Source organism: Sorangium sp. So ce448, assembly GCF_051520915.1.
Lineage (GTDB): Bacteria > Myxococcota_A > Polyangia > Polyangiales > Polyangiaceae > Sorangium > Sorangium cellulosum_B.
The window spans coordinates 7,573,056-7,586,349 of record NZ_CP150343.1; the positions used below are offsets into that span (position 1 = coordinate 7,573,056).

Sequence of the window (13,294 nt, forward strand, 5' to 3'; positions counted from 1 at the left end):
TAGCACGATAGGTCCGCCGACGCGGAATCTCCGGATGCTCGCCGCCCGTCATGGCCGGTTTCACAGAAGCTCGCAGCGGAGTCTCACGCCGCCCCCGCCCCCGCCGTCGCGGAGCGCGGCGGCGCCCTCGGGGCCGAAGACCACACCGAGGTCCAGCCCGCCCCGGGCCGCGGCGCGGATCTCGATGGCCTCGATGCAGAGGGCGCCGCGGCCGCCGGAGAGCAGCGCGGACGCGGGGGCGTCCCCCTCGAACAGCGGCGCCCCGCTCCTCGAAGCCACCCGCAGCGTGGCGGGCAGCTCGGCGATGAACCGGTGCGACGGTCGCGCGCCGCCGCAGCCGCCGGCGCCCATCTCCGCGAGCGACGCGAGGGTCCCGAGCGGCTCGAGCGGACCGACCTGGCCACGGGCGACGTCGATCGGCCCCGCGACCACCTCCCCGGATACGACGGAGTAACCGATGAGGGCCACGCCGGGGGCGTCGAGCCGGCGGCCCAGGGTGAGGCGGGCGCCCGCGAGCTCGGGGACACGCGCGAGCCCGAAGGCCGGAAAGGTGCCCTGCCGCACGGCGACGACGAAGCTGCGCCTCCCGGCGTCGAGGGCGAGCAGCTCACCGCCCGGCAGCTCGACCGCGGCGGCGATCGTGCCGGCGTGGTCGAACGGCAGGAGCGCCGGGGGCTCGGCGCCCGCGCGCACGCGGAGGCCGCGCCGCCCGTGCGTGCCGCTCGCGTCGAGCAGAAGCAGCAGATCCGCGGGCGCCCTGGCGCCGGGCGCGAGCAGCACGGGGACGATGTCGCCGGACGCCGCGCCGAGCGAGCCGTCGCGGAGCGACAGGCGGCGCGGCGCTCCGGCGCGCGCGAACGGCAGGAGCACGCTCGCGGTGAAGGTGCCGTCGCGGAGCGCGCCCAGGGGCGAGGACGGGGTGGTCGACAGCGAGACGACAGGGGGCGCGTTGCCGGTCGGACGGGCCGTCGCGGGCACGCCCCCTGCCGCGGGCGTGCCCCGGGGAGCACGGCGACCCGAGGGGGGCGGCGCCGGGGCGGCCGACGGCGGCGGGAAGGACGAGGGGTCGTCGTCGAGGCGGCAGGAGACGAGCGGCGGAGGAGCCGCGCGGAGCGCCGGGTTCACCGCGGGAGCGAAGGGCGGCGGCGCGCCGCGCGGCGAGGGCGGAGGGCCGCCCCAGCCGAGGCGGACGAGGCCGTGCTCACCCATCGCGCAGCCGATCGGGGAGCAGGCGAAGGGGGCGCCTTCGTCGAAGGGAGGCTCGATCTGGCGCGCGGGCGGGCCCTCGACCGGGCGCCACGAGCGGCCGCCGTCGGTCGACTCGAAGAAGGCCGGCGGGTCGTCGCCGGTGGCGGCGAGCGCGAACCGCCCGCCGACGACGACGTTCTGGACGCCGGCCGGGAGGGGAAAGACGGTGACGCCGCCGCGCGCGTCGATGCGCAGGCCGGCGATGCGGCCGCCGCGGCGGCCCGAGAGCAGCCGCTCCGCTCGACGGGCGCGCGCGGGAGAGCCCGCCTCCGGCAGCGCCTCGCGGGCGGGCGAGACGCCGCCGGCCTCCTCGGGCAGGTGCAGCCAGCCGCGCACGAGGCCGTCCTCGTCCTCCCAGAAATCGGTGTCGATGAGGCGCGGCGGCGATACGGCGTCGGCGGACCCGGGGAAGATGCCGCCCGCGAGCGCCGGGAAGGCGCCGCCCGCGAGCGCCGGGTCGCGATCGCGTACGCGGACCACGCGGACGCCGTCGGGCGGGCCCGCAGGACGACGTTCGCGCCCGCGCACGGGGGGGCCGGGAGGCGACCTCCGCGGCGCGCCGTCTTCCTCCTCGCCCTCGGAGGTCCGGCGCACTCCCTCGTCAGATTCCTCGTCCTCCTCGGAGGGCCGTGGCCGCGGCCCCTCCGGCGCCTCCAGCACGAGCGCGGTGACGTTCCCGCGCTCGCCGACGATCCAGCGGTAGAGGCGGTCGGCGTCCTCGCCCTCGATCCGGCGCTCGACCCAGCGGCCGCCGCCGACACGCACGCACACGCGCGCAACACCTTCCTCTGCGGGCTCGCGGCTCGAGGCGTCCCCTTGCAGCTCGTCGGGCGAAAGCCGCTCGAAGCGCCGGGGCCATGGCGTTTCGTCGTCGGTCGGGCCGGCGTCTCCCGGGCTCTCCGGAAAGTCGTGGAGCCCAGGGGGGACGCTGCCGCACCGGCCGAGGAAGGCGAGGCGGCCGCGATCGTCGCCGACGAACGCGCCCTGCGAGCTCGCGATCGGGTCGAGGCCTCGGCCGCGGGGCGGGAACGTGGCCTCCAGCCGCGGCGCGGAGAGCGTCGTCTCGAGCCGGAGCACCTGGGCGGCCTCGTGAGCGCACGCGAGCAAGACGTCGTCGCCCGACCGGAACGGCTGGCAGCGCGCATAGCCCGGATCGAGGCTCTCGATCGCCGCCTCCGCGAGGGGCTGGGCGGTCGCCGCCGCGAGCACGGCGAGGCCACCGTCGCGGGTGACGAGCAACCGGCCGCCAGGGAGGAGAGCGCCGGAGGCCGCGGCCAGCGCGACCCCCGCTGGAGCGAGCGCGCGGACCGAGGAGGCGCCGAGCGTGGGGTCCCGCGCAGGCGGGAGAGAGAGCGAGGCGCTCGGCCCGGCCCGCGGCGGCGCGGGCACCACGGGTACGAGGCCGGCGGCGCTCACGTGGAGCGTGGCGCCGCCCTGCGGACCGAGGAGCGCGACCGCTCTGCCGCCGTCCTGCTCCTCGAGGAGCGACGTGGCGAGCCCGCGCGTCTCGAGCACGTCGACCCAGGTGCCGCCCCCGTCGAGGGTGACCGAGGCGCGGCCGAGCAGGTCGAGGCGCGCCGCGCGGCGCGCGTCGACGGCCACAGCGTCGACAACGCCCGCGGCGCCGAAGCGGCGAACGGCGAGCGTGGAGGGATCGATCTCGAGGAGCCCCCGATCGCTGCGCAGGAGGATCGCGTCGAGGTACGGCCGCGCGCCGCCGGGAGCGCCGACGTCGGCGATGGGCGCGAGCTCGCCGAGGAAGTCGGCGGCGCGGTAGACGCGGCCCTCGGACCACAGGAGGAACCCGCCCCCGAGGCGCGCCGGGATCGACCGGAACCCGCGGAGCGGCTCGGCCGCGGGGGCGTCGGCGAGCACGACGCCGCCCTCGAGGCGCACGCGGCGCCCTTCGAAGAGCGCGGGCTCCGGGCGGGGCGCGGGCGCGCGTTCGTCGGCCCCGACAGCGGCGTCGAGGAGGACGCCGATGTCCTCGGTGAGCACGTAACGCGCGGGCGAGAGCGGCAGCGGGTCGGCGAGCGCGGCGACCCGCGGCTGCGCGGGCCGCGGAGGGCGCTCCGGGGCGGCGCTGCACGCGGCGAGGACGGCGGCGAGGACAGCGGCGAGCGCGCGGGGCGTCACTTCCTGGCCCGCACCGGGATCAGCCCTCGTCCGGCGCGCCGCCTCGGTCGCTGCCGGACGCGCCGCTGCCGTTCGGCTTCTTCGCCTTGCGCGCGGTGCGCGCGAGCAGCGGCGGCACGTGCGCGTCGACCTCGCCGATCCACAGCCACATGCCGGCGCGGCGGAGCTGCTCTTCGTGACGCCGGCCGAGGAGCGTCCAGAGCCGATCGCGCGCCTCCACCGCGCTCTTCACGGGCTCCGGCGCCTTGGCCTTGGGCCCCTTGGGCCCCTTGGGCTTGAGGAGCGAGAGGAGCTGATCGCCGATGGCCGCGGTCTCGTCGATCTGCGCCCTGGTGATCGCGGTCTTGCCTTTGACCTCCGCGGCGTGATCGCGGAAGAGCTGGGCGAGGTCCACGCAGTCCTGCACCATGTCGCGCGCGCCGCTGCCGGCCATGATCTTCTTCACCCGCTGGGCCGGCAGGACGCCCGCCTTCATGAGGGCCACCGCTGCGCTGAGCAGGAGGTCGCGGAGCTCGTGCGCGCGCTGGAGGAGCTTCTTCGTGGTGCCCGGCGACGAGCGGTCCACCTGCGCCGCGGCATAGACCAGGCCGAGGGAGAGCCGGCCGAGCGACTTCATCGCGCCGAGGTCGAAGGGAGCGGGCAGCTTCAGGAGCTCGGCCTCGCGCGGCCCCACCGCGTCGAGCCCCGCGCGGATGTTGTGGTGGACGAGCGCGACGTCCGCGCGGAGCGGGCGGATCTCGCGCGCGGGGATGCGCCGCGCTTCATCCATGAACTCGGCGGCTGCCTCGGCCGAGCCCGGGAGCGCGGGAGCGCCGTCGGCGCGGTCAGGCGCCGCGGCGGGCGTCTTCTGGGTGTTCTTGTCGCTGTTCTTGCCGGCGGGCTTCTTCGTTGCGGGTGCTCTCGGCATCGCATCTCCTCGCTGGGTACGCGTCCTCGACTGTAAAGTACGCGCTGGGCGAGGGGGCCGGGAAGAGGTTCCGTGCGAGCAGCCAGGGCGCGCCTTCCGCCTGGGCACGCCCCCATCGCGTGCATCGGCCGGCGCAGCCGAGCGATGGGGGACGGCGCGGCGGCGACTGCTGCACGGCGGGCTCGGGGAGATCCGCCACCTTGCCTGGACCACTGCACGGTGGTCTCGTGGAGGTTCGCCGCCTTGTCGGGACCACTGCGCGGTGGTCTCGCGAGGCGTCACGACCTTGCCGGGACCACTGCGCGGTGGTCTCGCGGAGGTCCACCACCTTGCCGGGACCACTGCGCGGTGGTCTCGCGAGGCGTCACGACCTTGCCGCAACCCACGCACCGCGGTGTTCTACGAATGTCAGAAATCCTGTCAGGGAGCTGCCTCGCGAGCGGAGAGAATTCAACGCAAAGACGCAAAGACGCAAAGACGCATGTATTTTGTTTTTTTGCGCCTTTGCGCCTTTGCGCCTTGGCGTTGAACTCTCTCTCCGGATCCCGGGCCGGCCCCCTCCCCTGGTGGCCGGAAGTCGCCCAGTGGCTTGTCGCCGTCCCGGCGCATGGGACCGCGATACGTCGACGGAGGGCTAGAGCCGGAGCAGCAGCACCTCGCGCCCGGCGGGGGTCTGCGCGTGCTCGATTCGAGGCTCGTCAGCCGACGGCGCAACCGCACCTACCAAGATCGACGCGGCATGATCCGCACCGGAAACGCGGACGTACATGTCAAGCTCCGCGACGCTTTTGACGTCCCAGTCGAGGGTAGGATCGCGGACCAGGTCCACCTGGATGACGGCGCGCTGCGAGCTCGGCTCGCTCGGAGTCCCGATAACGAGATGTGAACGCACGTCGGTAAGCGTAGAAACGGAGGCTTGGCGATAGACCGGGCCGTCAACGATCAACTCCAGAGCGGAACGGATCACCAAGGGTGCGTCTCTCCTGAACGCCTCGCGATCGCTATCGAAGTCGCTCTCAAAGCGACGGAAGGCATGAGCCGTACGCACGAGCGCCTTTTCCAGAAACTGAGGATCCGTCCTTTCGATACGGGGCGCATCCTTGCTCTGTTCTTCCATCACCTCGCGGACCAGCCGAACCCATCTGCCGAGGGCCCACAAGCGCGCGACTTCCGGCGTGAGCGCGACCGCCCTGGAAGCCTTCCGCAAGGACTCCGCCGACAACCGCCCCTCCGGCACCGAGATCCCGAGCTCGGCCGCCAGCTCGCGCTGCTTCGCGGGAGGCGCGGACGAGAGGGCAATCGCCGCGCCGCGCTCCAGCTGTTTTGCCACGACGCTCTTGATGCGCCGCTTCTCCGGCAGAGAAAACGTACGGCAGTAGTGCTGCTCCGCGTCATCCGGGAAGACCTTCGGGTCGAGCACCCACGGGTCGGCGCCGGATGAGAACGCATAGGGTCGCAGCCGCACCGCGCGGCGGCGCGCCTGGATCTCCCCGAGAAAGCAGCCGTTCGGCCATTGACTCCCCTGGTAGGCCGCCGGCCCAGCCACCTCCACATAGCCGCCTCGCGGGCTCAGGATCGTCCGCGCCTTGTCCTTGTGCAGGTGACCGCGCAGGACGAGCTCGAACGAGCGCTCGAAGATCCGCTCGACCTCCTCGCGCTCCACCTCGTGCAGGTAGTCGAACGGGTGGTGCAGCAGCGCGATCGCAAAGGAGACGCCCTCGTCCGCGAGCCGCTGTGCCGCACCATGCGCGCTGGGCTCGCCCAGCCAGAGCTTGCCATGATCGTCATCCCCCTGCGCGAACCACGCCGAGTTGAACGACGCTACGCCGATGCGCGCGCCGCGCACGTCCACGACCTCGACGGCGTCCGCGCCCGCCGCGAGCCCTAGCGGGCGCGAAGCGCCGAGCAGATCGCGGAGACCTCCGCCGTAGGCCTCGAACTTCTTCTCGTGGAAGCCTCGGCTCGCCGGCTCCTCGAAGAACGCGATCGCTTCGTCGTCTCTGCTCAGGGTCCGGAGCAGCCACCGGCCCACGTCGCGATCCACGTCGTGGTTCCCGGGGATCACGAAGAGCCGCTCCGGCGGCACGCCCGTCACCTCGATCAGCTTGCGGAGGAAGTCCACCACGAGCGCGTACTCCTCGCGCTTTCCCGACTGCGCGAGATCGCCCGTCAAGAACACCAGGTCGAGCGGGAACTCGGCCCGGTCGCGCTCCAGGAACTCGAGGAGACCGCGCAACACGCGATCCTGGTCGTAGCGCTTGACCCGCTGAGGGCGGAGATGGATGTCCGACAGGTGCAGGAACCGGATCGGCTCGTCCTGCGGCGCGGGCGCCTCGACGGCCGACGGCGCGACGCCGAGCCGCGCGGCGATCGCCGCCATCTCGCCGGCGGGAGGGACCTCGTAGCTCTGCGCGATCCACGTGAAGAAATCGGGCGCGTGGCTCCGGAGGATGCGCTCCGTGTCGCGCGGCACGAGCAGCACCATGGGGCCGGCGAGCTGGCGCAGGAGCTCACGCTCGGCGTTCAAGAGGCGCGCGAACGCGGCGCCCGCGAGCGCCCCCCGGGGGTTCGCCGCCAGCACGAAGGCGTCCGCAGGCGCGCCGCGCGTGAGCTCCGCCCAGCGCGCTGGCCCGTCGTTGAACGAGCACTCGCCGAGGTCGGCAACGGACATCGGCGCCGCGCGAAGCACGTCGAGTAGAAAGCGCCGCGAAGGCTCGAGATCGACCTCGCTGGCGACGGTGGCGAGCAGCAGCGTGGCGGCGCCCCGCGCGAGCGACAGCCGCGCCCTGAGCTCCTCCATGCGCGCCTCGGGCGACACTCAGCCGCGCTCCATCTGGCGAAGGAGCTGCTCCACCGGCTCGGGCAGGCTGTACCACGCCGTGCCGTTCCGGTACTCGACCACCCAGAGCCCGTAGAGGAGCTGCTTGCTCACCTCCCCGCCGCCCTCCAGCTGGCACTCGTCCCGGACCTTCTTCAGCACGGGAAGGAACCTGGGCTCGTAGGCGCGCCGGAACGACTCGCGCTGATCCGCGATGGCCGCCTCGACGTCCTGCGGCTCGACGAAGCTGCCGCGCCGCACGTGCGCCTTCACGACGCTCGACTGCATGAGCCGCGAGAGCTCGCGGATGTTGCCTCCAGAGCCGACGATGGCGCGGTCGAGCGCCTCGCTCATCACGATCCCGAGGTCGATCGGGTTGACCCGCGCCTCGACGATCCTCCGCAGGATGCGCTCGCCCTTGCTGGATCTCCGCCGCTCGCGCGTGTTCGAATCGAAGTCCCAGAGCCGCACGGCCGGGAGCACGGCGCTGTCGGCGTTGTTGTACCGCTCGCTGAGCACGTTGAACGTCGGCTCGTACACGATGGAGAGCGGGATCGTGAGGATGGCCGACCCCGGCGCCTCGGCCATCGGCTTCCGCTTGTCGTCCAGAAAGGTGTCGCGCGCCTGCGCCGGAGGCAGCTTGTCCAGCCCGTCCAGGATCACGACCGGCCGCCGATCGGACAGATCCTGAAGCATCAGGGTGAGCAGCTGCAGGGTATGGTCCGCGCCGCCCTGCGCGGCCCGGTCACGCAGCTCTTTGCGGATGCCATCGCTGTCCCGAGCCCTCGCGAGATGGCGCCTCAAGGCGGTCGCGAGCCCGTCGGGATCGGGAGGTGGCGCCGAGCCCTCCAGCTCCTCGATCCAGCCCCGGCAGGCCTCGATCGTGCCGGCCGACGGCACCGCTCCCGTCCCTCTGGCCTGCGAAAGGAGCGCGGCCATCGCGGCGAGGTGCATCTCGACGGCGCCGAGGTCCTGCACCGCGGTCTGCGCCTCGAGGTCCACGAACGCGGCGATCCGCCCTTGGCTGCGCAGCCACTGGGCCACGCTGAGGAGCAGCGTCGTCTTGCCGCACCCGGGCTGGCCGGCGACCAGGAGCTTCGCATTGTCGTTGAGGTCGAGCGCTGCCTCGAGCTGCTCGCGGTAACCTTCGTGGGCCTCGCGCACGTACGAGGAGCCCGGGCCGTCCCCGGCGTCCTGGTAGGGCCGGTAGATCGGATCGAAGACCCGCGTCAGCTCCCGGAACTTCTCTCGCGCATCGATCATGGCGTCCCCGCGACCCGAAGCGCAGGCAACGCACGATACGCCGCGGGGATCGGGCCTGCAAGCGAGCCAAAGCGCTGCCCGCCGAGCGCCGCGCGCCCGCCTCAGCGCGCGCTCGGCTCAGCGCACGCCCACGACCGCCTTGCACTGCACCGGCTGCCGGCTCTCCTGGCCGTACAGGACGAGCGCGAGCGTGCCGCCGCCGGCGCCCTGCGCCGGCTCGCTCCGCCGCGCCGCAGCGGGGCCAGGCCCGCCGCGCACGCCGAGCGGCATCGCGTGCGTCGGCCCCGCGAAGCGCGCGATGAGCTTCTTCACGACGCCGGGCGGCTCGTAGAAGCCGACGCCGCCGTCGTAGCGCTCGTCGCGCACGACGAGCTCCACGGCGTCGAGGCACGCGCGCTCGCGCGACCACCGGATCACCGCGACGCCGGCCGTCCCGGCCGCGGTGATCCCCGGCAGCGCGCCGGGCACGAGGCCGATCTCCGAATCGAACGACAGGACCACGCGCGCCTCCCGGCCGCGCGGCGCGCAGGCGGGGTCGCCGCCCGCGCCGAGCGCGCCGAGCGGGGCGAGGGCCTCCTCGGGCCCCAGGGTGCCGAGCACGGGGTCGACCACCGAGAGCACCGCGCCGCCGTCTCCTGCCACCGCCACGAAGACGGGCGCGCCCGCGCGAGCGCCTGCGCCGAAGGCGAAACGCGCCCGATCCGCCCCCGTGGCGCGCGCGGTGCGCTGCACGTGGAGCTCCCGGATCGCCGGAGGCGGCCCGCCGCCCGCGGGCCGCGCGAGAGGAGCCTCGCCGCGCGCGCCGCGGAAGTCGACCGAGCTCACCGCGAGGCCGTCGTTCCGCGGGTTCAGGAACACCGCGCGATCGCCGAGATCGACGCCGATCGCGGGCTGGGGGGCGCAGCCGCCGACCGGCCGCGTGACGCCCGCGGCGTCCAGCAGGCCGGCGAGGCACGCCTCCGCCGGGCCGGCCGCGACCGGGGTCACGCGACCGTCGCGATCGATGACGAGCCCGATCGGCGCCTCGTACGGCCGGTACGCGAGCTGGAGCAGCCCGGCGCTCGCGAGCGGCACGGTGGCGCGGTGGATCTCGGCGCGCAGGTCGAGCGGCGCGATCCACGCGAGCTCCGCGTCGGCAAAGGAGCGGCCCGGCAGGCCGCCGCTGCCCGACTGGCCAACGCTGCCCGACTGGCCAGCGCCGAACGACGGCAGCGTCAGCATCCCGAGGGTGCCGAGCCACAGCGTGCCCCCCATGCGCGCGGGCGGCGCGGCGACGGCGCCGAACCCGGACGACTCCGGCACGCGCGCGGCGTCGAGCGGCCCCGCGAAGCTGCAGGCGAGCCGCGCGAGGGGCGGCGGCGGCAGAGGCCGCACCCTGTCGCGATCGGGCGCGAGCCGCGCAGGGGGCGGCTCCGCCAGGGCCGCGCCGGGCGGCGACGCGGCGCGGCCTCCGCCGCCGCCGCCGGAGCGCGGGGCCGACGCCCACCCCAGCCGGAGGAACGTGCCGAGGCTGCAGCCCACCGCCGAGCAGGCGTTGAGGCGCGCGGCCCCGCCGCCCGGCGGCGGAGCGACGGGCGTCCACCGCTGCCCTCGATCGATCGTCTCGAAGAGCCCGCCGTCCTCGGTCTCGGCGAGCGCGAAGGGGCCCGACGCCGCGATCGAGCGCGCGCGCGCCGGCACGGCGTGGCGGCGCAGCCGGCCGGCGGGATCGATCGTGATCGGCGCGGGATCGGCCGCGTAGCCGTGCAAGGGGAGCCAGCCCTCGATGGCGCCGTCCGCGCGCACGGCGAGCGCGCGCGAGAGCAGCTCCGCCCGCTCCTCGCCGTACGGAGGCCAGACGAGCGGCGGCTCGCCCCGCGCGAGCCGCACGACGCGCAGCGCGCCGCGCACCTCGACGCGCTCGCCGTCCGGCAGGAACGTGCCGGGGCGCGCGATGAGCGCGACCGCGCCCCCGCCGCGGCGCGGGATCCAGGCGAGGGCGTCGGTCGCGTCCGCCGCGTCGAGGCGGTGCTCGACCCAGTCCCCCGGCGCGCGCCGCACGCAGAACACCGCGCTCTGTTGCGTCACGTCGCCGCCGAGCGCCCCTTGAGAGAGCGCGCGGAGATCGAGCCGCGGCCTCGGCCGCCCCTCGCATGGCCCCACGTAACCGAGCGCCTCGCCGTCGACGCCGACGAAGCGATCGGTCTCCCGCGCCGGCTCGGGCAGGAGCTCGAACGAGCGCTCGACGCGGAGCGCGCGCGCGTCGCTGGAGAGGTCGACGACGCTCGCGCGCTCCGGGCCGGCGCAGACGGCGAGCAGCGCGTCGCCCGCGCGGAACGGCGCGCACTCGCCGCTGCCCGGCGGGAGCGGCGCGACGGACGAGGCGCGGCCGGTGGCGAGGTCGACGCGGCCGATGAGGCCCTCCACGGCGAGCGCGGCCCCGCCGTCGGCGAGCGGCAGGCCCGAGGCGACGGCGTCCGCGAGCTGCTCGAAGGGCGCGCGGCCGAGCCACCCGGGATCGACGCCGGCCACCGGCGGCGCGCGCCGCGCGCGGGGCTCGCCGAGGCGACCGCTTGGCTCGACGGCGCGCTCGAGGCCGAAGGCCAGCGAGGCGACGATCTCCTCGCCGCGGACGTCGAGCGCGATCGCGTCGCCGAGCTCCGCCGTGACGTCGCGGTACGACGCGCCCGCGTCCAGCGTGAGGAGCGCGCGCCCGAAGACGGTCAGGACGAGCGCGCGGCGCTCGCTGGCCGCCGCGGCCGCGACGAGGGACGGCGAGCCGAGCGGCCGCAGCGCGCCGCTCGCGCCCTGGACGACGAAGCTCCCGGCCGCGGTGAGCAGCCCGATGCCGTCCAGCCATGGGAACGCGCTGGCGACGTCGCCCGGCAGGGTCGCGAGCTTGCGGAGCTCCCCGCCGAAGCTCTCGGCGGCGTAGATGTCGCCGCCGCTCCAGAACAGGTAGCGCGCGGCGCGCGTGACGCGCGTGACGCGCGTCACGCCGACAACGCGCGCGCCGGGCCGGGCCCACGCGGGGAACGCCGCGCCGCCGGCGAGCACCACGCCGCCCGCGCCCAGCGGCTCGAGCCGATCGAGGCCGTGCAGCTCGGCGCGCTGGCCGTTGACGATCGCCCTGTCGACCTCCCGGCCGTCGATGACCACGCGCTCGACAAGGCCGAGGTAGGGCTGCGCGACGTACCGGGCCGGGCCGAGCGCGACGGTCGAGGGGGCGCGGGGAGGCGGTTCGAGCGCGCCAGGCGGCGCGGCCGCCGGCTCGGCCACGCCGCACGCCGCGAGCGCGAGCGCAACGAGGAGAGGAGCCACGACATCTTCGGCGGTCATGCGGGTGCGGCCTCGGCGGGCGCGAGTGGCGCCGCTCTGCGCGGCGCCGAGCGCGATGCTACCCGCGAAACGTGTCGGCCTTGAGGTTGTACCGCCTCATCCAGCGGTGCACCTGCACGCGATCCCTCCCCAGCACGCGCGCCACGGCGGCGACGTTCCCCTGGTGCCTCGCCAGGAGCTCCCGAAGCACGCTCTCCTCCGGGGCGGTCCTCGGCGGCAGCGGGCCGCCCGGCGCGGACGCTCCGTCCTCCGAGGGCTCCTCGTCGTACTGCGGGTAGACCGTGGCGCGGGAGTCCTCCGCGAGCGGGCTCGCGAGGGCAGCGCCCCGGGCCCCGTACGTCTTCATCCGATCGCGGATGCTGTCGCTGAGATCCTGGATGCCGAACTCGGTGCCGCGATCCGCGGCGGCCCAGCGCTTCAGGAGCGCCTCGAGCTCCCGCACGTTGTAGGGGAAATCGTGGTGGAGCAGGGCCGCCATGGAGACCAGGCTGGGCCGGATCTCGGACCGGCCGTGGCGCGCCGCAAGCGCGGTGCAGAGCAAGAACATGTCTTCCTTGCGTTCGCGGAGGGGGGGCAGGGTCACGCTGTGCTCGTTCAGACGACCGAACAGATCGGCGCGGAAGGCGCCCGTCTGCTGGAGCTTGTCGAGATCGCGGTGCGTGGCGGCGACGATCCGCACGTCGATCCGCTCGGCCTGCGTCGCGCCGAGCGGCGTGAACTCCTTCGACTGGATCACCCGGAGGAGCTTCGCCTGGGCTTCCACCGGCATGTCCCCGATCTCGTCGAGGAAGAGCGTGCCCTCGTGGGCCGCGCGGAGGATGCCCGCCCTGTCGCGGTCGGCGCCCGAGAACGCGCCGCGCCGGTGCCCGAAGAGCTCCCCCTCGACGAGGGCGGCGGGGATGGCGGCGCAGTTGACGGCCAGGAACGGGCCGCGCCGGCCGCTCCAGTCGTGGAGCTGCTGGGCGAAGATCTCCTTTCCCGTCCCGCTCTCACCGCGGATCAGCACCGAGAGCTCGCTGCGCGCGATCTCGTACAGGCTGCGGGCGAGGCTCCGGGTCTGGTAGCCGCCCACGATCCGCCCCATCGAGAAGCTCGGCGGCCCCTCCTGCGAGCCCGGCGCCTCGAGGGTTGCGCCGTCGATGCGGTAGCGGGCGTAGCTCTCGACGTCGCGCTCGACGAACTTGAAGATGGCGTCGCCGACCCGGACCTGATCGAGGTGCGCGATGGGCGCCTCCGTGACGAACTCGCCGTTGCAGAGCGTACCGTTGCGGCCGCCGAGGTCGGTCAGCCGCCAGACGCCGCCCCGCCGCTCGATCCGGGCATGATGGCGCGAAGCGCTCCGCGTCGGCACGGACACATCCGCGGTGGGATCGCGGCCGAGGACCGAGCCTTGCTCGAGCACGGGGTACGCAGGGAGAAATTGCTCGTAGTTGTCGGCGTAGAGCAACACGAGCCCCGCCCCGGCGCTGGTCTGCCGGGAGAATGGAGCACGAAATTGCATCGACGCTGTACTATCGATGTCCTTCGACCGTTCTGTCCCGTCGCCGTGCATTGGGAATGGTGATGGTACCAACCTAGCCGTCCGCCGGGCGCATCATTCGTCC

6 protein-coding genes are annotated in these 13,294 nt (G+C 74.7%); all 6 read right to left on the reverse strand.

Going from position 1 to position 13,294, the window contains the following annotated elements; genetic code table 11:
- Nucleotides 1–60: 60 nt before the first annotated feature.
- Nucleotides 61–3,384, reverse strand: a complete 3,324-nt coding sequence (locus WMF45_RS28650) for a hypothetical protein (protein ID WP_437707823.1) — start codon at nt 3,382–3,384, stop codon at nt 61–63.
- A 19-nt stretch (nt 3,385–3,403) separates the two neighbouring features.
- The gene (locus WMF45_RS28655; RefSeq protein WP_437707825.1) at nt 3,404–4,291 is read right to left on the reverse strand and encodes a hypothetical protein; all 888 of its coding nucleotides are present in this window, start codon (nt 4,289–4,291) and stop codon (nt 3,404–3,406) included.
- A 634-nt stretch (nt 4,292–4,925) separates the two neighbouring features.
- On the reverse strand, nt 4,926–7,109 hold the full coding sequence (locus tag WMF45_RS28660; protein ID WP_437707827.1) for a metallophosphoesterase family protein: 2,184 nt from the start codon (nt 7,107–7,109) through the stop codon (nt 4,926–4,928).
- Nucleotides 7,110–8,372, reverse strand: a complete 1,263-nt coding sequence (locus WMF45_RS28665) for an ATP-binding protein (protein ID WP_437707829.1) — start codon at nt 8,370–8,372, stop codon at nt 7,110–7,112.
- A gap of 117 nt (nt 8,373–8,489) precedes the next feature.
- The gene (locus WMF45_RS28670; protein WP_437707831.1) at nt 8,490–11,690 is read right to left on the reverse strand and encodes a hypothetical protein; all 3,201 of its coding nucleotides are present in this window, start codon (nt 11,688–11,690) and stop codon (nt 8,490–8,492) included.
- 58 nt (nt 11,691–11,748) lie between these two features.
- Nucleotides 11,749–13,191: a sigma 54-interacting transcriptional regulator gene (locus WMF45_RS28675; RefSeq protein WP_437707833.1), complete on the reverse strand. Its 1,443-nt coding sequence runs from the start codon at nt 13,189–13,191 to the stop codon at nt 11,749–11,751.
- Nucleotides 13,192–13,294: the final 103 nt, after the last annotated feature.

What these genes read in the sequence shown, in the direction of transcription:
- WMF45_RS28655 (WP_437707825.1), bottom strand. Translation starts at nt 4,291, where the DNA reads ATGCCGAGAGCACCCGCAACGAAGAAGCCCGCCGGCAAGAACAGCGAC.
- WMF45_RS28665 (WP_437707829.1), bottom strand. Translation starts at nt 8,372, where the DNA reads ATGATCGATGCGCGAGAGAAGTTCCGGGAGCTGACGCGGGTCTTCGAT.
- WMF45_RS28670 (WP_437707831.1), bottom strand. Translation starts at nt 11,690, where the DNA reads ATGACCGCCGAAGATGTCGTGGCTCCTCTCCTCGTTGCGCTCGCGCTC.
- WMF45_RS28675 (WP_437707833.1), bottom strand. Translation starts at nt 13,191, where the DNA reads ATGCAATTTCGTGCTCCATTCTCCCGGCAGACCAGCGCCGGGGCGGGG.